25 protein-coding genes are annotated in these 25,714 nt (G+C 68.2%); 5 read left to right on the top strand and 20 right to left on the bottom strand.

The features are described 5' to 3' along the window. Window positions 1-26: 26 nt before the first annotated feature. From OXG33_04645 to OXG33_04565, 17 genes are all read right to left on the bottom strand, one after another. On the bottom strand, window positions 27-1,235 hold the full coding sequence (locus tag OXG33_04645) for a hypothetical protein (protein ID MCY4113214.1): 1,209 nt from the start codon (window positions 1,233-1,235) through the stop codon (window positions 27-29). Further along, the gene (locus OXG33_04640; GenBank protein ID MCY4113213.1) at window positions 1,226-2,479 is read right to left on the bottom strand and encodes a hypothetical protein; all 1,254 of its coding nucleotides are present in this window, start codon (window positions 2,477-2,479) and stop codon (window positions 1,226-1,228) included. Before OXG33_04640 ends, OXG33_04645 begins: the two co-directional genes overlap by 10 nt. Next, window positions 2,476-2,952, bottom strand: coding sequence for a cytochrome c-type biogenesis protein CcmH (locus OXG33_04635; protein MCY4113212.1), 477 nt, complete (start codon window positions 2,950-2,952; stop codon window positions 2,476-2,478). The genes OXG33_04640 and OXG33_04635 overlap by 4 nt, the downstream gene beginning before the upstream one ends. Then, window positions 2,949-4,946 (bottom strand): cytochrome c biogenesis protein CcsA, encoded by a 1,998-nt coding sequence (ccsA, locus tag OXG33_04630; protein MCY4113211.1) that lies wholly within the window; start codon window positions 4,944-4,946, stop codon window positions 2,949-2,951. Before ccsA (OXG33_04630) ends, OXG33_04635 begins: the two co-directional genes overlap by 4 nt. 136 nt (window positions 4,947-5,082) lie before the next feature. After that, window positions 5,083-5,244: a CcmD family protein gene (locus OXG33_04625; GenBank protein ID MCY4113210.1), complete on the bottom strand. Its 162-nt coding sequence runs from the start codon at window positions 5,242-5,244 to the stop codon at window positions 5,083-5,085. Beyond that, complete coding sequence (gene ccsA / locus OXG33_04620; protein ID MCY4113209.1) at window positions 5,241-6,017, bottom strand: cytochrome c biogenesis protein CcsA; 777 nt, start codon at window positions 6,015-6,017, stop codon at window positions 5,241-5,243. The genes OXG33_04625 and ccsA (OXG33_04620) overlap by 4 nt, the downstream gene beginning before the upstream one ends. A gap of 12 nt (window positions 6,018-6,029) precedes the next feature. Next, window positions 6,030-7,400, bottom strand: a complete 1,371-nt coding sequence (ccmA, locus tag OXG33_04615) for a heme ABC exporter ATP-binding protein CcmA (protein MCY4113208.1) — start codon at window positions 7,398-7,400, stop codon at window positions 6,030-6,032. Between the two features lie 47 nt (window positions 7,401-7,447). Further along, complete coding sequence (locus OXG33_04610) at window positions 7,448-7,918, bottom strand: cytochrome c maturation protein CcmE (GenBank protein ID MCY4113207.1); 471 nt, start codon at window positions 7,916-7,918, stop codon at window positions 7,448-7,450. A 32-nt stretch (window positions 7,919-7,950) separates the two neighbouring features. Next, window positions 7,951-8,412 carry a hypothetical protein gene (locus tag OXG33_04605; protein MCY4113206.1) on the bottom strand — a complete coding sequence of 154 codons (462 nt, stop codon included), beginning with the start codon at window positions 8,410-8,412 and terminating at the stop codon, window positions 7,951-7,953. Window positions 8,413-8,548: 136 nt separating this feature from the next. After that, a complete protein-coding gene (locus OXG33_04600; GenBank protein ID MCY4113205.1) occupies window positions 8,549-9,082 on the bottom strand; it encodes a cytochrome c in 534 nt (177 codons plus the stop codon). Continuing rightward, complete coding sequence (locus OXG33_04595) at window positions 9,082-9,639, bottom strand: DUF3341 domain-containing protein (protein MCY4113204.1); 558 nt, start codon at window positions 9,637-9,639, stop codon at window positions 9,082-9,084. Before OXG33_04595 ends, OXG33_04600 begins: the two co-directional genes overlap by 1 nt. A gap of 9 nt (window positions 9,640-9,648) precedes the next feature. Next, entirely contained in the window at window positions 9,649-11,025 is a 1,377-nt protein-coding gene (nrfD, locus tag OXG33_04590) for a polysulfide reductase NrfD (GenBank protein MCY4113203.1), read from the bottom strand. Between the two features lie 7 nt (window positions 11,026-11,032). Next, the gene (locus OXG33_04585) at window positions 11,033-12,391 is read right to left on the bottom strand and encodes a hypothetical protein (protein MCY4113202.1); all 1,359 of its coding nucleotides are present in this window, start codon (window positions 12,389-12,391) and stop codon (window positions 11,033-11,035) included. Further along, a complete protein-coding gene (locus tag OXG33_04580) occupies window positions 12,388-13,092 on the bottom strand; it encodes a 4Fe-4S dicluster domain-containing protein (protein ID MCY4113201.1) in 705 nt (234 codons plus the stop codon). Before OXG33_04580 ends, OXG33_04585 begins: the two co-directional genes overlap by 4 nt. Window positions 13,093-13,186: 94 nt before the next feature. Then, window positions 13,187-15,391 carry a molybdopterin-dependent oxidoreductase gene (locus tag OXG33_04575; protein ID MCY4113200.1) on the bottom strand — a complete coding sequence of 735 codons (2,205 nt, stop codon included), beginning with the start codon at window positions 15,389-15,391 and terminating at the stop codon, window positions 13,187-13,189. A 13-nt stretch (window positions 15,392-15,404) separates the two neighbouring features. Further along, a complete protein-coding gene (locus OXG33_04570; protein MCY4113199.1) occupies window positions 15,405-16,034 on the bottom strand; it encodes a cytochrome c3 family protein in 630 nt (209 codons plus the stop codon). Beyond that, the gene (locus tag OXG33_04565; GenBank protein MCY4113198.1) at window positions 16,035-16,331 is read right to left on the bottom strand and encodes a hypothetical protein; all 297 of its coding nucleotides are present in this window, start codon (window positions 16,329-16,331) and stop codon (window positions 16,035-16,037) included. It abuts the gene before it with no gap. A 275-nt stretch (window positions 16,332-16,606) separates the two neighbouring features. Between OXG33_04565 and OXG33_04560 the strand changes: the two genes are divergently transcribed. Further along, window positions 16,607-18,019, top strand: coding sequence for an aldehyde dehydrogenase family protein (locus tag OXG33_04560; protein MCY4113197.1), 1,413 nt, complete (start codon window positions 16,607-16,609; stop codon window positions 18,017-18,019). Here the strand turns inward: OXG33_04560 and OXG33_04555 are convergent. Further along, window positions 17,994-19,157: an MFS transporter gene (locus OXG33_04555; GenBank protein MCY4113196.1), complete on the bottom strand. Its 1,164-nt coding sequence runs from the start codon at window positions 19,155-19,157 to the stop codon at window positions 17,994-17,996. The genes OXG33_04560 and OXG33_04555 overlap by 26 nt on opposite strands. 278 nt (window positions 19,158-19,435) lie before the next feature. On the opposite strand from OXG33_04555, the gene OXG33_04550 reads away from it, so the two are divergent. The 3 genes from OXG33_04550 to OXG33_04540 all read left to right on the top strand — a co-directional run bounded on the left by OXG33_04550 (window position 19,436) and on the right by OXG33_04540 (window position 23,898). Beyond that, complete coding sequence (locus tag OXG33_04550; protein ID MCY4113195.1) at window positions 19,436-21,637, top strand: MMPL family transporter; 2,202 nt, start codon at window positions 19,436-19,438, stop codon at window positions 21,635-21,637. After that, window positions 21,634-22,740 carry a hypothetical protein gene (locus OXG33_04545; GenBank protein ID MCY4113194.1) on the top strand — a complete coding sequence of 369 codons (1,107 nt, stop codon included), beginning with the start codon at window positions 21,634-21,636 and terminating at the stop codon, window positions 22,738-22,740. Before OXG33_04550 ends, OXG33_04545 begins: the two co-directional genes overlap by 4 nt. Window positions 22,741-22,824: 84 nt before the next feature. Beyond that, window positions 22,825-23,898, top strand: a complete 1,074-nt coding sequence (locus OXG33_04540; protein MCY4113193.1) for a Gfo/Idh/MocA family oxidoreductase — start codon at window positions 22,825-22,827, stop codon at window positions 23,896-23,898. On the opposite strand, the gene OXG33_04535 is transcribed toward OXG33_04540, so the two are convergent. Continuing rightward, window positions 23,895-24,653, bottom strand: a complete 759-nt coding sequence (locus tag OXG33_04535) for an endonuclease/exonuclease/phosphatase family protein (GenBank protein MCY4113192.1) — start codon at window positions 24,651-24,653, stop codon at window positions 23,895-23,897. The genes OXG33_04540 and OXG33_04535 overlap by 4 nt on opposite strands. Before the next feature lie 62 nt (window positions 24,654-24,715). Here OXG33_04535 and OXG33_04530 point away from each other — a divergent pair, with 62 nt between their 5' ends. Beyond that, window positions 24,716-25,027, top strand: coding sequence for a hypothetical protein (locus OXG33_04530; protein MCY4113191.1), 312 nt, complete (start codon window positions 24,716-24,718; stop codon window positions 25,025-25,027). A 21-nt stretch (window positions 25,028-25,048) separates the two neighbouring features. On the opposite strand, the gene OXG33_04525 is transcribed toward OXG33_04530, so the two are convergent. Continuing rightward, the gene (locus OXG33_04525) at window positions 25,049-25,684 is read right to left on the bottom strand and encodes a TlpA disulfide reductase family protein (protein ID MCY4113190.1); all 636 of its coding nucleotides are present in this window, start codon (window positions 25,682-25,684) and stop codon (window positions 25,049-25,051) included. Window positions 25,685-25,714 lie beyond the last annotated feature (30 nt).

Raw genomic sequence — 25,714 nt, 5'->3', positions numbered from 1 at the left:
AGGTAGCTAGTCAGCGCCCCGCAAAGCTAGGGCGTGGGGCCGTTTGCCGCTCGGTCGCGGCGCAGCTCGGCGGCGAGGTCGGGGCGGCGCTCGATCAGCTCGACCAGCTCCTCGCGCATCGCCGATTGCTCAGCGCGGGAATCCTGATTCGGGCGCTGCAGATCCGCCAGCAATCGCCGCGCTCGCGCGAGATCGTCCGGCGCGGGGCGCGCGCGCCAGACGCGGCGCTGCGCCGCGACGATGAGCGTCAGTGCCATGGCGCCTCCGGCGGCAATGAGCGCCCAACGGTCGGCCGTGGTGGTGCGAATGGCGCGCACGATGCCGGGCAGCGTGGTGTCCGAAACCTCGATGGCGAACGTCGTCCGGGCGACGACATCGCGGGCCTCCCATCGGTCCACGGCGATCCCGGCAAACGAAGTGGCGTCTTGCGGCGCCAACCCCTGCGGATTCGTCACCAACACCTCCTGCTCGCTCAACAGCCGTACGACGCCCGCCGGCAGCCCGATCAGCCAGTCGAACGTGGCCGCGCCATCGACGAGTCGAAGCTGATAGGCGTAGGCGATGGTGGTGACTCCGGGTCGCAGCGGAGCCAGCACGGCGAATCCCGGTCCCCCGATGACCAGCTCATTCGAGCTGAATCCGCTCACGGGCTGGAGGCCGAACGCGCCGTCGGGCACGGCGAACCGCAGCGGCGGCGGGGCCGTCGTCGAGGCCGCTGGCAGGAACGTTCGGTCGCCGGGAACGAAGACGTCGATCACGTCGAGGATGGCGATGGCGTCGGCGGTTTGATGCCGCAGGAGCCGCGACACGGAATGCAGGGCGATGCCCGGGTTCTGGCCGGTGGACTCGTGGATCGTGAGGGTGGTTTCGACTTCCGCGCGGCCCTCGAACCTGATCCCGTCCGTGGCGTACGACACGCCGCCGAAGTCCACGTGGGCGAAGTAGGCCGCATCCGCCGTGGTCGGGAGTCGGGTGAAGGCGAACGTGCCGTCCGGATTCACACCGGTCGTGCGAGTGGGCAGCGCGTCGGGGCCGCGACGCCCGACTAGCGCCACGACCAGATCGGCGGGAACGGCGGCGCCGGACGTGCCGTTGACCACGGTGCCGTGAATCACTCCCTGATCCTGGGCGCCTGCCGGTTGCCAGGACGCGGCCAGCATGACGAAGAGCACCGCTGCAGCGGCAAGCAATCGCGGCAGCGTCCGGCGAGCCGCGGCGGTGATCGCTAGCCCCATGACGCGCCCAGATCGCGGCTGCGAAACACGGTGCCGTCGCGGGCGATGGCATAGAGCTCGCGCGGCGCGGCGGCGCTGCCGGTGACGACGACGATGTCGGCGGCGAGTGTCAGGCGGTTCCAGGACTGCATGCCGTCGACGGACTTGAAGACCCCGGCGTCGGTGGCGACGTAGACGGCGCCCCGGAATTCCTGGCCGGTGGGGGACACATACTGGTCGCCGCTATCCGGCTCGTAGTGCAGCGAGCGCACGTTGACGGTCGGCAGCGCCCCGTTCACGAATCCGTTGGCGCTGCGCCAGGTTCCGTCCAAGCCCGCTGCCAGCACGCCTTCGGTGGAGATGCTCACCACGATCTGTAGTACCGGCTGCTCGACGACGGCCATCCCAGTCACGTTCGGCGGCGCAACGATCGGCAGCGGCCGCCAGGTCGCGCCGTCGTCGTCCGAGACCTGGAATGCCCCAGCGCCGTCGATTGCCGCCAGCAAACCAGAAAGGCCGGCGGACGCAAGCCACGCCACGTCAAGCGACGACGCCTCGGGGGACCAGTTGGCTGCTGCACCGTCTCCGCGAAACGGGCCTTCGTCGGTGATGGCGACGAAGCCGGTGCGGGTCGCGGCCACCGTGCTCGTTGCGTGCGGAAAGTCGGCGGGCTGCCAGGTGGCCCCGCCATCGCGGCTGACCTGCAGCCCCGACGGGTGCGCGGCGACCAGGGTGTCGGCGTCGGTCGGCGAGGTTGCCACGGCGCTGATTGCCGTAACCCCCACGCTTCCTACGGCGGTTTGCTCTCCGATGCCCTCACGCGAGCCGAAGGTCACGACCAGGACCACCGCGACAAGCCCCACGACCAACGTTGCCCCAGTGAGCAGCCAGACGAGCGGGCGTCGCGCCGATGCTGGCGGCGGGCTGGCCGGGATGCGCTCGGGCACTGCCGACTGATCGGCGAGCAAATGCTCGACCTGCGCCTCGGCGCGGGCGCGCCGCCTTTCGTGCGCCCCGAGCTCCAGCGCAGCCTGACGCCGCGTCTCCGCCGAAAGCTCGGCGTGCTCGGCGTCGCTGATGGCGCCGCGAAGGCGCTCGAGATCAAGGTCGGTCATCAAGTCCAGGGACCGCTGCACCTCATCGCTCAGCGCCGGGCGGCGCGAACGGACGCGGTGGGCCGTGTCGCGCAGCAGCGGCGTCGAGACCCAGGCCAGCCCGCCAAGGGCGACAAGGGTCAGGCCGACCAGCAGGACGACCGGCGTCACGCGCGCTCGCCGTTGGGCGGCTGCCGCAGCCGGTCGATCCGGTCCTCGAGTTCCCGCAGGCTGACGTCGGCCTGCGGGATCGGTTGCGGTCGGCGTCGCAGCAGCACCACTCCCACGGCCAGGACGCCCGCCGCGGCGGCGATGATCGGTCCCAGCCACACGCCCAGCGCCAGGCCCTGCTTCGGCGGGTCGCGCAGAACGCCGACGCCGTAACGCGTCTCGAAGAAGTCGAATATCTCCTCGTCTGATGCGCCGTCGCCAATTTTCTCGTTGATGAGCGCGCGCATCTGCTGGGCCAACGGGGCGTTGGACTCCTTGACCGATTGGCCCTGGCATACCGGGCAGTCCAACTGGTCGGCGATGCGCGATTGGCGGGCATACAACGCGTCGGCATCGTTCTCGTCGGCGTAGACGACCGCGACGCCGAGGCTCGCAATGACAAGCGTCAGCACAAAGGCAGCGCGCAGGTTCACGGCGTCACCGGATGCCCTGCGGGCGACGGAGCTTGCGCCGGCTGCCGTGTGGCGGTGGGCCAGGCGATCACGAGCACGCCAATGACGTACAGCACGCCGCCGACCCAGAGCAACGGCACGAGCGGATTCACCAGGATGCGGAAGGAGGCGACCGACCCGTCGGGCTCCCAATCGTCAAGCAGGACGTATAGATCGTCGAGCGCGGGGAACGTGGTGCGAATCGCGACGTCGGACGTGGGCTGGTTTTCCCAGCCAGCGTGAATGCGGCGCGACGGCGTGAGCCGCGCCGGCGGCTGATCGCCGCGCTCCACGTCGAGGTCGGCGTAAATGGTGGTCAATCCAGGTTGCGACAGCGGGCGCAGGCCGCGAAACGTCACGGTGTGACCGTCGACAGTCGCGGATTCCCCCCGGGCCAGGCGCACGGCGCTCTCCTGCCCAAAGGACGCCGAGCCGACGATCCCGATGGCAAAGACCGCCACGCTGAAATGCACCAGGTGACTGCCCAGGCGTCGCCGGCTGCCGACCAGGCTGAGCGCGACACGCGGCTCTCTGGCTGATGTAGGTGTTCGGGCGCGGACGCTGCGCGACAGCTCGAGCAACGCTCCGGCTCCAATCAGAGCCGCCAGACCGAATCCCAATACGGCGAGCCCGGCGCGCATGCCCACGGCGAGGAGAATGGCGGAGACTACGACGGTGACCGCGATCGGCCAGCGCGTGGCCCGCCACGCCGCGCGCCCGGTCGTGCGCCGCCAGGCCAGCAGCGGGCCGATTCCCAGCAGCCCGAGCATGATCAGCAGCAACGGCACGGTGACCTGCGCGTAGAACGGCGGCCCGACCGCGATGCGTACGCCCTGCACCAGCTCGGAGAAGATCGGGAACACGGTGCCCCAGAGCACCGCCACCAGCACCGCCATGAGCAGCAGGTTGTTGAGCAGCACGCCGGCTTCCTTGGACGCCAGCGACTCGATGGCCATGGGGGCGCGCAGCATGGGCAGCCGATAGAGAAAGGCCAGCACGGCGATCACCATCACGATGCCGACGAAGGTGAGAAAGATCGGTCCCACGTCCGACAGCGCGAACGAGTGCACCGAAGTGAGAATCCCGCTGCGCACGACGAACGTGCCGAAAACGGCCAGGGCGAATCCGAGCAGCACCAGGCCCACCGACCATGCCCGGAGTTGCCCGCGCCGCTCTTGCGCCAGCGCCGAGTGGATGTAGGCCGTGGCCGCGAGCCAGGGAAGCAGCGCCACATTCTCGACCGGGTCCCAGCCCCAATAGCCGCCCCAGCCCAGCACGCGATAGGCCCACCACGCGCCGAGCAGCAGGCCGGCGCCCTGGATGGCCCAGGCCGCGAGCATCCAGTTGCGCATCTCGCGCAACCAATCCTGCGAAAGCCGGCCCGCGGCCAGCATGGCCGCCGCGAAGGCGAACGGAATGGTGAAGGACATGTAGCCCGTCAGCAGCATCGGCGGGTGGACCTGCATGCCGCTATCCCAGAGCAGCGGATTGAGCCCGCGGCCGTCAACCGGCGCAACGACGAGCCGCTGAAACGGGCTCGACACGAACACGAGCACGCCGACGAAGAAGAGGGCGATGGCCGCCAGCGTGCCGATGCCCCAGGGCGCGAGCGCCTCGTCGCGCCTGGACATGCGCCAGGCCGCCAGGGCGCTGAAAAGACTGAGCCCCCAGGCCCAGAACAGCAGCGAGCCCTCCTGTCCGCCCCATAGGGCGGAAATGGTGAGGCCGAGCGGCATCGAGCGGCTGGACGTGTCGGCCACGAAAGCGATCGAAAAGTCCTGGGTAAGGAATCCGGCGGCGAGCGCGGCGACGGCAAGAGTTACGACGGCGGCCAGCACGACGGCGGCGTTGCGCGCGGCGTCCGTGAAGTCGGGACTGCGCCGCCAAACGGCCAGCCCGCTCATCGTGAGCTGCACCACCGCGACGCCGAACGCCAGCCCGAGGGCCAGACGACCAACTACCACCAGGTCGATCACGGTCTCCGCTCCCCGTAATACGAAGAGGTGACGGCGGCGATGTCGGATTCCTGTCCGAGGCTCCGCAACGACTTACCCGATCCAATGCCGGAGCACGTATCCGGCGCCGCCGGGTGGAAGTCGCGTGATGTCGAGGCTACTCCGCGGTCTCCCGGCGCTGAGCGTCGAGCTCCTGGCGCATGTCGCGGACCGCGTCGCGCACGGCGCGGATGCGCCCCGTGACGAACACCAGGTAGCCGAACAGCAGCACCCAGATCACCGCGTACCCGATGAACAGAAACACCAGCTCTTGCGTCATTCCCCAGCCTCCGGCGCCGATGTAGCGCCTGTCTGCCGCAGTTCGCCATACCGATTGCGGACGATATCTCTTAGACCCTCTCCCTCGTCGCTGGCACGCTCTAAGAGATAACGCTGGCGGATGAGCACGAAGCAAAAGACGGTAAACGCGACCACGGTGACCAGCATCGTGAGCACCATCTCGGAGGTGAGTCCGGCGCGGGTGACCGATTGCACGGGGTGCAGGCTGCGCCACCATTCCACGGAGTACCACACGATGGGCACGTCGACGAAGCCCACGATGCCGAAGATGGCGGCGACGCGCCGGCGAGTGTCGACGTTGTCGATGTACATCCGCAGCGCCAGATACGCCACGTAGATAAACCACAACACAAACGTCGTCGTGAGCCGCGGGTCCCAGGTCCACCAGACGCCCCAGACGTGGCGACCCCAGACGGAGCCGCTAATCAGGGTGAGCGTGGTGAAGAGCACTCCCACCTCGGCGGACGCCACCGCCAGGCTGTCCCATCGCGGGCTGCGCCGCCATAGGTACATCACGCTGGCGACGGCGACGATGCCAAAGGCCAGGAAGGCGAGCCACGCCACCGCCACGTGTCCGTAGAGCAGACGGTGGGCGTCGCCCTGCACGCGTTCCGCCGGCGCGTAGATGAAGATCATGTAGAGGGCCACTGCCATCAGGACCAGCAGCGACGAATAGACCACAAGGCCCCGCCACCCGAAGACAGGCGGCTGCTTGATCGCCCGGCGGCGCAGCGCGCGGCTGGCGATGCTCATTCGCAAAACTCCCTAACCGTCGACGGCGTGCGGGTAGAGCAGGACGCTCAACGACAAGAATACGGCCGCCACTACGGCCAGCAAACCGAGCCACGGCGCGGCGCCGCCGGCCGGTGCGCCCTGCAGCGTCTCGAGCGTCGCCCCGACTCCGGCGAGCATCACGGGAATCGCCAGCGGCACGGCCAGCAGCGGCATCAAGACCTCGCGCGCCCGGCTTTCCAAGGCCAGGGCGCTTTGCATGGCCGTCACCGCGCTCAAGGCGATGGCCACGAGGCCCAGGGTGGCCAGCATCCCGCCTTGGAAGAGCTGCAAGTCGAGCAGCAGGCTCAGCAGCGCCAACTGCACCAGTCCAACGGCCAGCACGTGCGCGGCCAGCAAAACGTACTTGGCCACGAACACGGCGCTCTGGTCGATGGGCGCCAGGCGCAGGCAGGTAAGCGTGTTGGCGTCGCGCTCAGACCCGAACAGCCGAACGCCCGACAGGCTGGCAACCAACAAGAGCGTGGACCAAGCCACGCCCGCGGCGACTGCGGGCGCGTCCGCCTGCGCCAGGATGACGAACGCCATGTCGAACAGCACGGTGATGAGCAGCGCGAAAGCCAGCAGCGCCGGGGCCTGTTCCCGCGCGCGCCACTCGACCAGCGCGTCCTTGCGAAGCAGCGACCACGCCGCGGCGACGAACGACACGTCCGATACTCCGGTCGGGGCCGGTTGCTCCGATGAAGCCGCTGCGGGCGAATCCTCTTCGATGACACGGCCCCGGTCGACGAGGACTTGGCGCCCGGCCACCTGCGCGGCCACTTCGGGATCGTGCGTGCTCAGCAGCACGGCCGAGCCCGGGCACAGCGCGTCCAACATGGCGGGCAGCGCGCGGACGGCGTCGCGATCGAGACTGGCGTCGGGCTCGTCCAGCAGCAGAACGTTCGGTTCGTGCAGCGCCGCGGCCGCCAGCGAGAGCCGCTGAAGCTGCCCGCGTGACAGCTCGCGGGCTCGCCGGTCGGCCAGATCAGCGAGCCCGACTACCTGTAGCACTTCGACAACGCGCGAGTCCGGGTTCGTCACTCCATACAGCGAGGCCAGAAAGGCGAGGTTCTCGCGGGCGGTGAGGTGGCCGACCAGGTGCGGCGTGTGCCCGAGGAAGCCGAGACGGCGGCGCGCGGCTCGTCGGCGCTTGGCAACGTCTGCGTCAGTGATATGCGCTTCCCCGCTCAACGGCCGCTGCAGGGTCGCCAGCGTGCGCAGCAGCGTCGTCTTGCCGGCGCCGTTTGGCCCGAGCAACGCCACCCGCTCCCCCGCGCGTAGGGACAGCGAGACATCGCGGAGCACGTGGCGCCCACCGAATCCAACCGTGAGGCGATTCAGCGTGAGGGCCGGGGTCTCCATGATCGGCTCACCCGTTGCCAGCGGCGTCGGCCGCGTGGCAACCGGCTTCACTGGGCCGGGATCTCGCGCGGCTCGAATTCCGGTCCGTGTTTGACGATGAGGTTGCGCGCCTCGAAGACGCCGGTGCCGAGGAGACGGCCTTCCGCGATCACGTCCGAGTACTTGTCCTCCTCCGCATAGCCAAAGAGATCCGGCGGCGACCCGCGAAACTCAACCGGCAGTACGCCGGTGGCGTCCTCGATCTCGAAGCGGATGATGCCCTCGGAGGAGTCCTCCTGAATCGATCCGTCCACCACGATTCCGTTCACGCGCACCAGGCGGCCTTCGATCTCGTCGCCCTTTGCGTGCAACTCGCTCACCGTGTGGTAGTAGACGGCCGCGCCTTGGGTGGCGGTCCAGATCAGGAATCCTAGGGCCGCGGCCAGCGCTCCGCCGACGAAGAGAAACTTGCCGGACAAGAGCCGGTTTCGAATGGGCTCCGGCGCGGCAGCGCCGGTGGGTTCGGAGGCGTCGGTCAAGGCGTCAGTGTGGGCACGCGATCTGAATCAGCCTAGCCGATCCCCAGCGCGGCTCGTTCGATCAGCTCGTTGAGGATCACCGACAGCAGATACACGACCAAGGCGATCACGACAATCCAAAACGTGCGGTCCCGCGTCCACCTCGACCAGCCTTCGCCCGGCGTCGCCGGGCCGCGGCGCGATCGGGGCAGCGCGAGCCAGAACATGGCAAAGGCCAGCGCGATCTTTCCGGCAAGCAGAACGACGTAGGCGGCGGGCACATTTGGCTCCGCCAGCCGCACCGCAGTCAACAGCGCGCCGGTGACGATGAAGACCGCCACACCGAGTCGCAGCGTGTGGCCGGCGGCTCGTCCCCATGACATCGATGGGGCGCCCAGACCGAGTCCGCGGGCCCGCAGCGCCAGCAGCAGCAGCCCCCCGCCGAGCCAGAGCGCGGCGGCCACGACATGCAGCCACCGCAGGATGACCAGAAAGGCGGCGGGACTCTCAGCCATTCAATCGGCGCCTTCCGTTGTTGACTGCCCGCGCACAATTCTGGCCGATTCGATGAGGCGTGCGCTGTTCCGGCTAGGTCAAACTCGTGAACTGGGCGGCAGGCTGTCGATTCGCCACCGTGAGCGCTAGCGGGATCTAGTCAAGCGATCGGATGTAGGTGACGAGCAGCCAGCGCTCTTCCTCGGTGAGGAGCGATTGCCAGGCCGGCATGTTGTTGACGCCGTTGGTGATCGTCCAGTAGAGGGCGCCGTCCGCCTGGGCCTTCACGTTGTCCGACGACAGGGAGGCCGGTCGCTTTGCCCCGTAGCTTTCAAAGGCGTCCGCGACGTAGCTCGCGCCCTGACCGTCGGCGCCGTGGCACATGGCGCAATTGACCGTAAACAGCGCTTTCCCGCGATCGATCGACGGACCGTCGAACGGCACGGGATTCGCGAGGTTGATCGTTGCGACGAAGTCTGTCACCGGCACCTCGGCGCCGAGCGTCGACACCTGACCCTCCGGCGGCGCCTCGTAGGGCGGTTCCTGGGTGCGGTAGGACTGCTGATAGTGCATCTCGGGGAAGAGGTCGGCCGGATACGCCCCGGTTTCGCACGCCGCGATGACGAACGCCGCCACCACCAGCCCAACGGTTAGGCTGGCGGCGCGTCCGGCGCGGCGTGCGGCGGACATCAGGGTGAGGCCGCCGCCGGGCGCATGAGGCTGCCATCCTTGCTGAGCACGTCCACCGCGCCGGATTCTTCCAGCGCAATCTGGGCGTCCGGAATCCGGCGCTCGCGCGCCATGACCGACACGCCGATGAGACCGTCGGCAATGCGGTCGTCGTAGACGCCGATGCCGTCCGGCAGGCGGGACTCGAACAGCACGCCGAGCACGGTGAAGAGCACCGCGCCGAGCATGGTGCCCTCGTAGAGCACCTGGATGATGGCCGGGACCGCGACTATCGGCTTTCCGCCGGTCACGATGGGAAGCGCGATCTGGGCGCCGATGTGCCAGGCGATGGCGACGGCCAGCCCGCAGGCCGCGCCCGCGAATGGGAACGCGAACAGTCGATGCTTTGCGTGCTGCTCGCCGAACGCGCCTTCGGGGTAAGGCGTGGCCGAGATGATCTCGATGTCGTTACCGCCGAAACCCGCGCCGCGGAGCCGCGACACGGCGTCGGCGGCGTCGTCGGGCTCGTTATACAGCCCGAGCAGCTCGCGCTTTCGATCCGAATCTTTGGCGCTCATGAGTCCCCCTTAGGCCTCCCGCATCGTGGCCGGGACCCTTGCACGGCCGACCTTGATTTCATCACGCAGAATCTGACCTTCCTTGATATCCGCCGCCGGCATGATTGGCAGCAGCTTGGAGAACACGAGGAACCCGGCGATCACCAGCGCCAGCTGGGCGGCGATGATGCCGAACTCCGCCGCCGACGGCAGGTAGTCGCCGTACTGGAACGTGAGGTTCGACTTCCGCTCGAGACCCGGAATCACGATCATGTAGCGCTCGAGCCACATGCCGATGTTGACCAGCACTGTCGTCACGAACATCAGGAAGAAGTTGCGACGCACGCGGCGGAACAGCCAGGCGCCCACTGGAATGATGTAGCCAGTGATGATGAAGATGATGGCGATGGCCGTCCACGGCGGCTCCATCAGGCGTCGCTGCCAGGTGTCGACCTCGGCGGGCTCGGTGCCGTAGAGGCCGAACATGAAGTCCAGCATGAAGAAGAACAGCCACACCGTGGCCACGATGATCAGCAGGCGGGCCAGCGAGTCGATGTGGTCCTTGGTGATGAAGTTCTTCAGGCCGAAGGCGTAGCGCATGACGATCATCACGGTCACCACGGCGGACACGCCGGAGTGCACGGCCCCGATGACGAAGTACGGCGCGAACACCGTGTTGTGCCATCCGGGAATGATCGTGACGGCGAAGTCCCACGACACGATGCTGTGCACCGAGACGAAGATCGGCAGAATCAGCGCCGAGAGCAGGATGCCGGCGATGGCCTGGATGCGCCACTGCCGGGTCGTGCCCCGGAAGCCCAGCGACAGCACCCCGTAAACGGCTTTGCCGATGGGATTCTTGACCCGGTCGCGGGCCAGGGCCAGGTCCGGCAGCAGCGCGATGTAGACGAACATCACCGTCGATGTCAGGTAGGTGAAGATCGCGGCGGGGTCCCACACCAGCGGCGAGCGCGGGTTGGGCCAGATGCCGCGCATCCAGTCGTAGGGGAACTCCCAGTACAGCGTGCGCCAGGGGCGTCCGCTGTGAATGATCGGGAAGGTCATGGCGGTCATCAGCGAGAAGATCGTCAGGACCTCAGCGGCGCGCGTCACGGGACGCCGCCACTCGGCCTGCGCCAGCCGCAGAATGGCCGACACCATGATTCCGGCGTGGCTGACCCCAATCCAGAACACGAAGTTCACGACCGGGAAGCCCCAATAGACCGGATGGGCGTAGCCGAACAGCTGTAGGCCGAAGATCATCAGCAGCAGGAAAATGATGAGGCCCAGCGTGACCACGGCGCCGAGCAGGCCGGTGGTTGCGAAGAACCATTTGGGCCAGCTGAATACGAAGTCCAGCAACTCGCGGTTTGCGGTTTCTCGATTGACGGTTACGGGTTCTTGCATGCCTGGATCAGTCTGGCTTGCCGAGCACGAGCACTTCGGCGTGCATGAACTTCTGCTCGCGGCGGTACATGGCCCCTTCGCGCATCTCCCAGCCGCCGGGCGTGGGAATGCGCGACAGCACCCAGAGGTAGATCGCGGCCACCATGCCGACCACGCCGATCATGAACAGGATGTCGATCGCATTCGGGTAGTACGGCTCAGGCAGCTCGGCCAGCCCGTGCGAGAACGGGTTCTCGCTGGACATCGACGCCACGAATAGTCGGATTCGGTCGAACAGCAGCCCGATCAGCACGACGACGGACACCGCGGTCAGCCGCGCCAGCTTTCTGCGGATGGGGTTGAAGATGAGCGTGACGAACGGAATGAGGAATTGGCCGAACATCGCGATCAGGAACGGAACGATGTAGGTCACCGCCACGTTGGTCTGGACGGCCGCCACCTCGCTCGGGAGGCGCGCGTACCAGACGAGCAGGAAGTCGGACCAGAAGAAGTAGAACCAGAACAGGGTCAGCGCCAGCAAGAACTTGCCCAGGCTGGCGGCCTGCTCGTCGCCGATGAACTGCCCCACGCTGGGCGCGTAACGACGCAGCAGGAACAGCGTGATGACGATGAGCGCGATCGCGCCCTGGAACGACGTGATCACGTGATAGGCCGGGAAGATTCCCGATCGCCAGCCAGGTAGCAGGCTCTGGCCGAGATCCGTGGTCAGGATCATCGTCACGAACACGTACATCATCAGGTAGAAGGCGCTGATCCAGCGCATGGATGTCCGCAGGATTACCCACTGCCGCTTGGTTCCGGTCCAGTTCAGGAATAGCAAGCGTTTCCACGCCGGCATGGCGCGAACCCGGCTGGGTGGGCCGGCGAGGTCGGGCACGGCGGCGAACCACATGAGGGCGCCGCCCGCCAGCAGCATCACCGACACGGCCAGCTGATCCGTGAGAAACGGTGCGCCGCCGCCCCACCCGAACCACAGATTCGCCCGCGTGACGCCGTCTTGCTCGAACGGCGGGAGCGAGCCCAGGATCGGGATGAGCAGGACGAACAGCAGCATCGACGGGAGCGCGAAGAGTTCGACAACGCGCCGGGCCGGGAGACCCCAGTAGCCCCGCGCCATGCGCGAGGCAAAGGCCACTAACGGCGCGGCCGTCACGGTCGAGAGCACGAAAAGCGTGATCGCCGCCGGATAGGCCCACTCGGCGCGGTCGCCCCAGCTGAACAGCTTCACCACGTACATCACCACGCCGAGCGCCGCGAGCAGACCGACGCCGACCACCACCGCGCTCTTGCGGTTGATGGCGATAGCCGACGGCCGATACGGCGGGCGCAACGTCAAGCTGAGGCCGACGGCTTCGGGCTTAATCAATGGCCGTGCTCCTCATGCTCGTCGACGTGGCTCGGGTCAACTTTCTTGAGATAGGTGATGGCGGGCGCCGTGCCGAGCGAATCCAGCAGCGAGTAGGCCCGCTTGGAGTGGGACAGCTCGCTGACCTTGCTGTCGGAGTCGTTCAAGTCGCCGAATACGAGCGCCGTGGTCGGGCACGCCTGCACGCACGCCGGCTCGACCTCGCCGTCGGCCACCGGCCGGCCGTCGCGGTTCGCCTCGCGCTTGGTGCGATTGATCCGATGGATGCAGAAGGTGCACTTCTCGACGATTCCCTTGGTTCGCACCGTCACGTCGGGATTGAGCTGCCGGTCCATGGGTGACGGCCACTCGGGCTCCCAGAAGTTGAAGTAGCGCACCGAGTAGGGGCAGGCGTTGGCACAGAACCGCGTGCCGATGCAGCGGTTGTAGACCTGCACGTTGAGTCCGTCGGGATTGTGATAGGTGGCCCACACGGGACACACTGTCTCGCAGGGCGCGTTGCCGCAGTGCTGGCAAAGCACGGGCAGGAAGCGCGCCTTGGCGTTGGGCCACTCGCCTTCCCAGTAGCGCTCGATGCGAATCCAGGTCTTCGCCCGACGCTCGATGACGCGGTTCTCTTCGTTGAGGGCCAGGTTGTTCTCGGACTGGCAGGCCACCACGCAGGCCTGGCAGCCGGTGCATTTGTCGGCGTCGATGACCATGCCCCATCGATGCCCGTCCGTCTCCGGATGCGGATCGTCCGTGGGCAGCGTCGCGGCGGCTGCGACCACCGGAAGCTCGGCCGTGTCGGTGGCGCTAGCCACTGGTTACTCGCACTGGTGGCGCCTCCCCGTCGTTGCGCGGATCTTCGATGACTTCAAGCGTGGGCAGCCGGTCGTGTTCGCCGGCGGGTCGCACGCGCGCCAGCGTCGCCCCCCAGGCCAGCGCCCCGGATCCGGCAACGGCCTGGGCGGCCAGGGTCTGCATGACGTTCGCTCCCCGATCAACGTTCCAGCGGCTGCCGAACTCGCGGCCTTGCCCGATCGGGACGGCCACGACGTCGGGCGGCGCCACCGGCGACTCGTACACGCGCGCCCGCAGCGTGCCATCCGGCGTGTCGATGTGCACCACGTCGTTGCGTTTGACCCCCAGGCGCTGGGCGGTTGCCGGGTTCAGCTCGGCCCAGGTTGTCCAGGTGACGGTGGTCAGCGGGTCGGGCGTGGCCTGCAGCCAGGGGTTAGCCGACTCGCTGCCGGCGCCAATCGCCACATTCTCGAAGGGGATCAGGTGCAGATCGAACTCCGTGGTGTCACCGGCGAAGGCCGGCTCGGCGAGCAGGCCAATGTGCCAATCGGGCTGGTCGGCTTGGGCCTCGCGGCCGTCTCCGTCCTGCCATCGACCGCCCGTGCGCAGCAGCTCGATCCAGCCGCGGTCGAAGCCATCTGGGCCGATCAGCGCCTGGGCGCCGTCGCGGACGGCGTCGCGCATGGTCGTCCACGGCGGCGGCGCGTCGGGGAAAAGTTCCGAGGTCAGCGCCAGCATCACGTCGCCAAAGCTGCGCGCATTGGTCCATGAGGTGACCACCGGCTGCTGATAGCCCACGACTTCCATATCGGGCGCGGGATCGGCGACGAAGTCGCCCCATTCCTCGAAGGGGTGCGTGGCCGGCAGCACCAGGTCGGCGCGCGCGAGCGTCTCATTGAGGAACGTGCCCATGCCGACGACGAACGACATCTCGCCGAGGGCGTCCGCAAACCGCGTTGACGCGGGCAGCCCGTAGACCGGATCGACGTCGTAGAAGAAGGCCGCATCGACGGTTTCGCTGCCGTCGAGCAGCCCGGTAGCCAGCGCGCCCCACTGGTTGAACGGCGTTCCCGCGGCCGATCCCGGCACCGCCGCCGGGGCGGCGGGATTCGGTCGCACGCCGCCTGCCGCGCCGGTGCTCCCGACGATGCGGTTGAGCAGCAAGGCGGCCGCGGCGTTGTCGAGGCCGTTGGTCTGGGCCAGCGCGGCGCCGCCGGCGATGGCCAGCGCGGGCGGATGGCCGGCGAAATCCCGCGCGATCTCACGCACGGCGTCTGGCGCCACGCCGGTGCGCGCCGCGGTCAGCTCGGGCGCGTAGGCGTTGAGGGCGTCGATCCCGCCCACGGCGTTGACCGGGTCGAACCAGCGGTCGTCCCCGGTTAGGTTCTCGGCGGCGATGACCTGCGCGATGCTCAGGGCCAGCGCGCCTTCGTATCCGGGATTGACATATACCCAGCGATCCGCGTTCGCCCCGGTCAGCGACATGTGGGACTCGATTTGGATCAGCCGGCCCCGGTTGGGCTCCTCCCGGAATTTGCCGTAGGCGGTGCTGTAGTGCACCGGCGATAGCCACGTTCCGAGGAAGTCCGCGCCGAACGAAAGGACCGCGCCGGCGTTGGCGACGTCGAAATGCGGCAGGCGGGTGTAGCCGAAGATGAGCCGCGCGGCTTCACGCAGCGTGGCCGTGTCATGCGCCTCGTAGACGAGGTGACGGCCTTCGCTGTTTTGGAGGAAGTGCGCCAGCACTCGCAGGCGCGTGCCGCTCAGCGGTCCCGTGACCACGAGCGGATTCCCCGCCGAGCCGAAGTTTTCCATCAGCAGATCGAGCGCCTCGGGCCAGCCGATGGCCTCGAACCGGCCCTCGCCGCGCGTACCGCGCCGGCGCAGGGGCGTCTTGAGGCGATCCGGGTTGTACAGCGACTGGACGCCCGCCTGTCCGCGAACGTTGGTCTTGCCCAGGTTGACCGGGAAGCCCTTGGTGCCCTCCACCTTCTTGGCGCGGCCGTCCACGGTGCGCACCACCACGCTGTTGCCGCCCGTGGAGTGCGCGCAGGCGGTGGCGAACCACAGCTCTTGGCCGGGCAGCGTCTGCTCCGGCGAATGCACGAAGCTCTGCACCCGCGATTCGCGCTCGGGCGCGGCGCAGGCGACCACCGTGGCGCCGCCGGCGAGCGCTGCCGCTCCGGTGAGGAACCGCCGTCGCGCGATGCCGCTCATCGCCTGGCCCCGATCATTTGTGACATACCGCGCAATCCAGCGGGGCGCTGTTCTCGCGGTGGCAGCCCTGGCAGTCGCCCATGTTGAGCGCCCGCACCTGCTCGACCTCGGTCATGGACGAAACGTCGCCGTGACAGGTGGCGCAAATCTGCGCCGTGCTGAAGCTCGGATGAGCCTCGGCCAGGGCGCGGATGTGGGGGTCGTGCACGAAGTCCACGTGGTCGGGCAGCCGGTGCACCCGAATCCACTCGATGGGGGTTCCGGTCTCCCATGCGGCGCGAATCTTCTGCACCTCGGGGCTCTCGGTGGCGACCACTGAGTGGCAGAACATGCACTGCTCCACGGACGGGATAGTGGCCGCCGCGGAAACCGGCGCCCCCAGCGCGGTCGCCGTGTCTCCGACGACTGGTATCCCGCGGTGACAGAACTCGCAGGCGATGCCGGCCTTGCCGGCGTGCACGGTGTGATCGAAAGCGATCGGTTGCTCCGGCGGTCCGGTGATGGTTCCACCCATGGCCCCGAGCACGATCAGCAGGATCACCGGCGCAATGGCGCCACCGCCCAGCACGGCCCCGAGGCCGCTGATGACGATCAACTGTTTGGGGGAGAGGCGCGGCAGGAGCGCCAGGAATGAATCCAACACTCAAATGGCCAGCCGCGGGAGCAACGTCGGGAGAAAGTCGAGGGCCAGCAGCGTGGCCTTGATGATGATGGCCGTCAGGGCGCCGAGACCGGCGGCCATGACGGCGTAGAGCGGCGCGCGCATCTTGCGCCCGTGCTGCGGCTCGATGTCGCCGGTGAGCACCAGCGATGGAATCAGCGCATGGGCCAGCGCATACACCAGCCCGGTTCCAATGAGCACGGCCGCCAGAATCCAGAGATGCACGTTCAACTCGGTCAGCTGGGCCCAGTCGCTCGCGGTGAGCTCCCTTAGCTCCACACCACCGCCTCATGCGAGCGCGCGCAAGCGGCGCAGTTATCGATGGGTGTGCGTAGCGGCACGCGAGCGTCGCTCAGGAAGCTGCGTGCGGGAGATGCGGCGCGAGCCCACATCAGTGCCCTGAACCTAGCGTTCTGCACCGTTTGCAAAATGTTTCACAAATGCAGGCGGGCTGCAAGCAGTCGACCGCCCGCCGGGTCCGCGTGAGGGCGGCGCGTGGTCCTCACATGTGCCACCATTCGCTATCGGATCCGATTGCCATGGGATGACGCCTGATGAAGATGTATGTAGCGGGTCAGTGGACGAATGGTCGCGACTCGATTGACGTGCTGAACCCGTACGACGGGTCGGTGGTAGACACCGTGCCCCGCGGCTCGGCGGAGGACGTCGACCGCGCGCTGGCGAGCGCGGAGCGCGGCGCCAAAGTCATGGCCAAGCTGACGGGGTTCGAGCGCTACGAGATCCTGCATCGGGCAGGCGACCTGATTCTGCGTGACCAGGAGTCGTTGGCGCGCATGCTCACCCAGGAAGAGGGCAAGATCATCTCGGAGGCGCGCTTCGAGGTCTCCCGCGCCGCCGAGATCCTGTACCTGTCGGCCGAGGAGGCCAAGCGGCTCGGCGCCGAGGTCATCCCGCTCGACGGCGGCCCGGGCGTGAAGGACAAATTCGGCTTCACCGTGCGCGTGCCATGCGGCGTCGTGGCGGCGGTGTGTCCGTTCAACTTCCCGCTGCACCTCGTCTGTCACAAAGTCGGCCCCGCGATTGCGGCGGGCAATGCCGTGGTCGTCAAGCCGGCCACTGACACGCCGCTGATGGGCGTGCGCGTGATCGAGCTGCTGCTCGAGGCGGGCGTTCCGGAAGAGGCCGTGCACATCGTCACGGGTCCGGGCTCGGAGATCGGCGACGCGTTGGTGTCCGACCCGCGCGTGCGCAAGGTCACGTTCACGGGCAGCCGCGACATCGGTGAGCGAATCTGCAAGGCGGCCGGCATCAAGAAGGTCACCATGGAGCTGGGGTCGAACTCGGCGGCGATCGTGATGCCCGACGCCGACCTCGACAAGGTGGCGGAAGTCCTGCCGCAGACGGCCTTCGCGAACGCGGGCCAGGTCTGCATCTCCACCCAGCGCCTGCTGGCGACCGGCTCGGTCTACGGCGATCTCATCGACGCGCTCAAGCCCAAGGTCGAAGCCATCGCCACCGGCGACCCGCTCAACGAAGCCACGGGCATGGGTCCGATGATTCGTGAGAGCGACGCCGTGCGCGTTGGCGAGTGGATCGACGAGGCCCAGGCTGGCGGCGCCGAGGTGCTCGTGGGCGGTGGCCGCGACGGTCAGATGTTCCAGCCGACGCTGGTGACCAACGTCTCGCCGGACATGCGGCTCTCCTGCGACGAGCTGTTCGGTCCCGCCGTTGGCGTCACCCGCGTGGCGGACATCGAGGAAGCCATCGCGATCTCCAACGACTCCAACTACGGCCTCAGCGCCTCGATCTTTACCGAGAGCCTGGACTCGGCCATGCGCTTCATCCGCGACGTGGACTCGGGCAACATCCACATCAACTGGGGAACCCAGTGGCGCACCGACCTCATGCCCTACGGCGGCGTGAAGGACAGCGGCCTCGGCAAGGAAGGCCCGAAGTACGCCGTCGAGGAGATGACCGAGCTCAAAATGGTGGTGATGCACCTGTAGGCCTGGGTCGCAGCCAGGGCGTCACCGCCAGCGCGATGCCCATGCCGCCGGCGCCGACGTAGAACGCCGCGTCGGGCGCCGTGGACGCCAAAGCCGCCGTGGCGCCCGCGCCGAACATCATGCCGAGCGCGAATGCGCTGGTTTGAAGAGTCATCATGGTGCCCACCTGACCGGGGCGTGAGATGTCGCCGGCGATCGCCGGGAGCACGGTTTGGTGCGTCCCGAACGCGAGGTAGATCACGCCCGAGAGCGTGAGCAACGCCACCACGTCGTCGGCCAGCGCAAAGCCGACGGCCGCACCGGCGCCGACGACCAGCGATAGCGCGAATATGGTCGTCCGCCCGATGGCGTCGGAGAGTCGGCCGATCCCGATTTGCGCGACCGCTCCGCCCAGCGCGCTGACGAGCGTGAACAGCCCAACCGAGCGCAGGTCGCCGCCGGCGGCCACCAGCTTGGGACCCGTCAGCAACACGACCACGCCGAAGGAGACGGTGGTTCCCGACCGAGCCGCCACCATGGCGAGAGCCGGAACGGTGCGCAGGGCGTGAAATATGTCGCCGGCGGAGCGGCTGGGACCGCGTTGACGACGCGTGCTGGACGGCAGGAAGAGCGCCACGAGGAGCAGCGCCGCGCCGATCATCCCGCCGGCGGCGCCGGTCATGGCCCGAAGCCCGGCGCTCTCGGCGATTTGCCCAAAGGCGATGCCGGCGATGCCCGGCGCGGCGATGATGGCGAAGCTCATGATCCCGGTGGCAAGCCCCCGGCGGGCCGGAGGCGCCACCTCCAGCACGTAGGTTTGCGATCCCGCCCAGTGCAGGGCCAGCGCCACGCCCAGAAACGGCGCGGCGACCAGTACCGCGGCGGCGACGGACGAAACGGTCATCACCACCAGGAACGCCGTCATGCCGGCCAGTCCCAGTGCGTAAGTCCAGCGGCTGCCGAACCGATGCATCCACAGCCCACTGGCGAGTCCGAGCGTTGCCGTCCCGCCTTGAATGGCGATCAGCAGCGCGGCGGCGCCCAGCATGTCGCCGCCAAGCTCATCCCGCACGAAGAGCGAGAGGAAGTTGTTGACCGGCAGCCAGCCCGCTACGCCGATCGCCATGGCGGCGATGACGATGACGTATTGGCGGTTCAGCAGGTCGCGCGGACTGCCGGGGCGCGGGTCGTTGACGCAAGTGCTCCGAGACTTCGAGCCACCAGAGCGTACGTCCCAAGCCGCGACTGCCCGACCGGTGGCGTCGGCGGTGGCGAGTTTCGTGGCTCTGTCGTGAGCGTCCGGGCGTCGCCGCGCCGTCGGGTTGTTGCCGCCGGCCGGCCGAACTCGTCAAATCCGTCTTGCCGTAACGGGCGGTCGATGTGGATGCTCGGGTGATGGACGACCCAGTCTCGGGCGCCACGGCCCACATGCGCTAAATGCTGGACACCCTTGCGTCGTGGGTGATCGCCCGGCGCCGGGTGGTCATCGGGCTATGGATCGTTCTCGCGGCGGTTGCGCTGGTCGCCGCGACGCAGGTGGGATCGGTCCTCCGCGCGGGAGGGTTCTCGGCGCCGGGACTCGAAGCGGAGCTGGCGCTCGAGCGTCTGTCCAACGACCTCGACAACCCCGGCACGCCAATCGAGGTTCTCTTTCGCAGCGACGAGCTTGACGCCACCGACTCTCGCTTCATCAGTGCGGCCGCGGCCGCCCTCGAGCCGCTGGCGGCGCTCCCCGAAGTGGTGGCCGTGATTCCCCACTGGCAGAACTTCACCCAGATCGCGCCCAGCGGACGCGCGGGCTACGCCACCGTGTTCATCAGCTTGGACATCGAGGATGCGCACCACCTCGTGCCCACGATTCGTGAGCTGGTGGCGACCCCCGAGCTGGAAACGCACGTGGCCGGTTCCGCCGTGTTCTACAGCGACATCCAGACCCTGAGCGAGGGCGACCTGCGCCGCGCGGAGCTCATCGGCGGCCCCTTCGCCCTGGTGGTGCTGATCCTCGTATTCGGCTCGATTGTGGCGGCGGCGATTCCGCTGGTTGCCGGCGGCGCCACCGTCGTCCTCGGGTTGGCCGCCGTCTGGGTGGTGGGCCAGGTGACGGACTTCTCGGTGTTTGCCCTCAACGTCGTCACCCTGGTCGGGCTGGGGCTCGGCGCCGACTACTCGCTGTTTCTCGTGAGCCGGTTTCGCGAGGAGCTACGGCGGGGACGGGAGGTCGACGACGCCGTCAAGGAGACCATGCGGACGGCCGGGCGGGCGGTGGTGTATTCGGGGCTCGCGGTGCTGGTCGGCCTGGCGTCCCTCAGCGTCTTCGAGTTCATGATGCTGCGGTCCATCGGCATCGGCGGCGCCATCGCGGTGTTCATTGCCGTCGCGGCCGCGCTGACGCTGGTCCCGGCAATCCTGGCCGAGCTGGGACCCAACGTGAACCGCTGGGCGGTGCCGAGCCCGCGACTCAGGATTCGCGACGGATGGACGCGCCTGGCGCACGCGGTCATGCGGCGGCCGCTGCCGGTGTTCCTGGCCGTGAGCGCGCTCTTGATTTTGCTCGGCGTGCCGTTTCTCCACGTGCGCATCCGCGGCGCCGACGCCTCGGTCCTGGGATCGAACAGCCCGGCCCGCGCGGCCTACGACGCCATGAGCGAGGAGTTCGGACACGGCCAGCCCGCTCCGCTCGCCGTCGTGACCCGGCTGAATGCGCCAGTCCTGGCACCAGACTCGATTGCCCGCATGCACGCCCTGGGGCAGGCCCTCCTCGCCGATCCGCGCGTGGCGCGGGTCTACAGCCACGTGACCATCGATCCGCGCATCACCCTGGAGCAATACCAGTTGCTCTACCGCGACCCCACGGCAATCCCGGACGCCTTCGGCGCCGCCACCGTCGAGGGGCTGACCAACGATCGGACCGTCTTGATGGTCGTGGAGCCGCGGGCGTCGGCAACTTCGGACGAGGCGCGAGAGCTCGTGCACGCCATCCGGGGCTACCGCGACGCCAACGGGCTGGATGCGCTCGTCGGCGGCGGAGCGGCCAGCCTGGGCGATTTTGTCGATCGACTCTATGGAGACTTCCCGCGGGCGGTCGGGTTAATCCTGCTTGTGACTTATGTGGCGCTCGTCGCGCAATTCCGCTCGGTGGTGCTGCCGCTAAAGGCGGTGGTGATGAACGTCCTCAGCCTGCTCGCGAGCTTCGGCGCGCTGGTGCTCGTGTTCCAAGACGGCTGGCTCGAGAACGTGCTGCGTTTCGAGCCGTTGGGCTTCATCGAGTCAACGGCGCCGATCATCCTGTTCGCCGTGCTCTTCGGGCTGAGCATGGACTACGAGGTCTTCCTACTGTCGCGCATCAAGGAAGCCCGCGACGCCGGGCTGGGCAACGCGGATAGCGTCGCGCAGGGCCTGGCGCGCAGCGGTCGGGTGATCACCAATGCGGCGCTGGTTGTGATCGTGGTGAGCCTGGCATTCACCAGCGCCGATGTGGTGCTGGTCAAGGCCATCGGACTAGGCGCCGCGGTTGCCGTGTTCGTCGACGCCACCATCGTGCGCTCGCTGCTGGTGCCCTCCACCATGCGGCTGCTGGGACGTTGGAACTGGTGGGCGCCGGCCTGGCTGTTCGAGCCGCCAAGGCTCTTTCCACGATGATGCGACGCCTGCGTCTGGTTGGTCTGGCCGTGGTCGTGGTCATGCTCACCGCCGCCTGCGGCGAGGCCGTGACGCCACTCGCGCCCGCGCCGACGCCAAGCCCCCACGAGCGCACCTTCCCGCCCATCGACCTGCCCGCCGACGAGGCGCCGCACGACAACCTGAGCGAGTGGTGGTACTTCACCGGCCGGTTGACCACGGGCGACCGCCGCGACTTGGGCTTCGAATTCGTCATCTTTCAGGCGGTGCGCGGCAGCGGTCCCCCGGCCTACGCGGCGCACTTCGCAATTACGGATCCCGCCGGCGAGCGCGTGGTCTTCGACGAGCGCACCGCCCTTGGCCCGAGCAAGGGGCCGCCCGACGACCTGGACCTGTGCGTCGACGGCTGGCGGCTCGCCTTCGACGGCGACCGCTTCACCGTGGACGCCGACATGCCCGGCTACGCCGTGAGCCTCGAATTCGATCCCGCGTACCCGGCCGTCGAGCACCACGATGGCCTGCTCGACTTCGGCCCGCTGGGCTGGAGCTACTACTACTCCTATCCGCGGATGCGCGTGACCGGCCGATTTGTCGACGCAGGCGGCGAGGTGGGCGTCAGCGGGACCGCCTGGTTCGACCATCAATGGGGCGACTTCATCTCCGTGAGCACGGGCGGGTGGGACTGGATGAGCCTGCGATTCGACGACGGCCGCGATCTCATGCTCACCGAGCTTTGGGACGAGCGCCGCCGGATTGTGCTGGCCTATGCCACCCTCAGCGGCCGGGGCCCCCCGCTGCATCTGACCGGCGACGACTTCACCGCGATTCCGCTCGCCATTTGGATGAGTCCCAGAACCAGGACCACCTACCCCGCGGCCTGGCGGGTGCTGATTCCGGTCCTGGGCCTGGACGTGCTGGTACAGCCCGTGGTGGCCGACCAGGAGCTCGACACGCGGCACAGCACGGGCAACATCTACTGGGAAGGATTGGTTGACATAATTGAGAATGGCCGGACCGTGGGCTACGGCTACGTCGAGCTCACGGGCTATGCGAAAGCCCCCGGCGTTTCGGGGGTGTCCGCGGAGCGCAGCCTTGCCCGTGCGTGCGCGGGCAAGGCCTCGTAGGGGCGACGCATGCGTCGCCCCTACTGAAGTCGGCTGCCGCGCGGCGTACGATGCGACTCAGATAACCGTTTCGAGGGCCTGAGCATGTCAAGCGAGCGTGCCCGCATTGCCGTCATTGGCACCGGCTGGTGGTCAACCTATACCCACATTCCCGGCTTGCGGGAGAACCCGCTGGCCGACCTCGTCGCCATCTGCGACGCGAATCCCGAGCGCCTCCAAAAGGCAGCCGAGGCGTTTCCGAGACCCGCCACCTATTCCAACGTCAACGATCTGCTCGCCGAGGAAGAGCTTGACGGCGTGATCGTTGCCGTGGCCCATGCGGCGCACCACGTGGTCGCTGCGGCCTGCCTCGACGCGGGGCGGCACGTGATGCTCGAGAAACCCATGACGCTCACCGCCACCGATGCCCGCGACCTGGTCGACCGGGCCGCCGCGGCCGAACGGGAGCTGATCATCGGCTATCCCTGGCACTTCACACGCACCGCCCAGCGCGCCCGCGAGGTCATCACCGGCGGCGAGCTTGGCGAGCCGCAGCACGTGGTGAACGCCTACGCCTCGATGATCATCGAGTTCCTGCGCGGCAACGCCGAGGCCTACCGCCCGGTGTTCGACTGGAAGGTCGTTGGTCCCGACGCGGTCTACAACGATCCTCGCGTGTCAGGCGGCGGCGAGGGCCACCTGCAGATCACCCACTCGTCGGGCCTGATGTTCTTCATCTCGGGGCTGCGCGCCGAACGGGTGTCCGCGGTGATGAACAACTACGACGTGCCGTTGGACCTGGTCGACGCGATGAGCGTCCAGTTCGAGGGCGGCGCCGTGGGCGTGGTGTCCGGCACCGGCAACATGCCGACCGGCGACGCCGGCCAGCTGGACGTGCGCGTCTACTGCGAGAACGGCTATGTCCTGCTCGACGCCATCAAGGGCCACCTGACGATCACCCGCCACGACGGTCCCACCGAGATCGTGAGCATTCCCGATGCGGACGACACCTACCCGCGCTTCACAACGGCGGCCAACCTGGTCGACGTGTGCCTGGGGCGTGCGCCGAATGGATCGCCGGGCACGATCGGCCTACGGAGCGTGGAGCTGCTGGACGCCGCGTATCGCTCGGCGGCTGACGGGGGAAGCGTCGTCGCGGTCAGCGAGCTGTACGACTAAGCCGGCGCCTCGACGTCGGCCCACATGAAATAGTGGTCCGAGGGCCACACGCCGTCAGGCCGGTCGCGCACGAGGTGGAGGACGCGCACGTGCACCGGGCCCCGGACCATGATCCAGTCGATGCGCTGCGGATGGGCCGCGGCCTCCTGACCAAATCCGTGACGCGTGGGGCCCGGGTCCGGCTGGTCGGGGTTTGCGACCGCCCAGGCGTCGCGCCAACCGACCTGTTCCAGCGCGGTCACCGGCGCGCTGCCGGCGCCGGCGTTGAAATCGCCCATAAGCACCTGCGGCGTCTCATCCGGCCAGGCGGCGGCGTCCTCGGCGAGCAGCCCCGCCGCGCCTGACCGCGCACGCTCGCTCACGTGGTCGAGGTGGGTGTTGCTCACCCGCCATTCCGTGCCGCCCGAGTCCGCCAGCACCAGCCAGTTGACGTGGCGGGCGTACTTGGCGCCCCAGCCCGTCGACCCGGTCACGTGCGGCGTCGGCGACAGCCAGTAGCCGCCCCGATCGACGAGCGTGACGGATTGATGCATAAAGACGGCGTTGCGGGGATGCCCATGCGGGTCCTGGCGCAGCCCGTGCCAGGCATGCTTCGGCAGCGCGGCCGCGATCCACTCGACTTGCTCGATGGTCGCTTCCTGAACCCCAAGGACATCGGGGGCGCATGCAGCGATCACGCGCGCGCAGACATCCTTTCGGCTCTCCCAGGAATGGCCGTCATCGACGCGGTCGGCGTTGCGAACGTTGGCCGTCATCACACGCACGGTCGGCTCCCATGAGGCTCAGCGCTAAGCCTGCGGTACCGTGCAAGCCAACCATGCTTGTCGTCACGCATCAGGCCGCTCTCGCCTTGCGCGCCGCCGTCGACGACGCGGCGCTTGCCGAGAACCGCGTCATCCGCGCGCATGCCTTTCGCAACGCCGCCGGCGAGCTGGATGTGCGTCTCGAGACTGACGAGCTGCTGGACGGCGACAAGACGGTGACCTTCGACAACCGGCCCATCCTGGCCGCGGACGCCGAAGCGGCGGACGTGCTGAGCGGGCACACGTTGACGATTGAAGAACGCGGCGGGCGGGCGCGGTTCGCCTTGCGCAAGTCGCCGTCGCCGGAGTCGTCGGACGACGACTAAAGCTGGCGCGACGCCCACTGGCTAGGCTCCTTCAAGCAATGGCGTCACCAAGTCCGCCAGCTGCACGTCGTCGATCGGACCCACCCAGCGCCGGACGAGCACGCCGGTGCGCGAGATGACGAACGTCTCCGGCAGCCCCGTCACGCCGTACTCGACCGGGATCGACCGCGTGGTGTCCTCGGCGTTGGGGTAGGTGATGTCGAACTCGTCGAGGAAGGACCGGGCTTGCGCCTCGTCGTCCCATACGTCGATACCGATCACGACCAGTCCCGCCGGGCCCAGGCGCTCGGCGGCCCTCTGCAAGACCGGAGCTTCCACCCGGCAGGGCGGGCACCAGGATGCCCAGAAGTTCAGCAGCACGACCTGCCCCCGGAAGTCTGAGAGTTGCAGCTGATCCCCGTCATAGGTGGTGAGCACGAAGTCCGGCGCCGGGCGTGGCTCCAGATCCACCGTGCGCCCCGTGGCGAAGATACCGAACTGCCCCTGGTCGGTCTGGCCCCGCAAGGCCAGCGCCATGACAACGATGAAGGCGAGCAGCAGGGCAACCGAGACGCCCGCGATGGCGACGCGCAGACGCACGGGAAGTACGGGTGTTTGGTCCGCAATGCTTCCCGCGTCGCTGGGCGAAATCGCTTCCGCCGGCTCGGACTCGCGCATGTCTGTGAATATACCCACGGTCCGGCGAGC

The sequence above is a fragment of the Chloroflexota bacterium genome (assembly GCA_026708035.1).
In the GTDB taxonomy this organism is placed as follows: domain Bacteria; phylum Chloroflexota; class UBA11872; order UBA11872; family UBA11872; genus JAJECS01.
The sequence above is the reverse complement of the archived record's forward strand: the minus strand, read 5'-3'. Positions and strand labels throughout refer to the sequence as shown.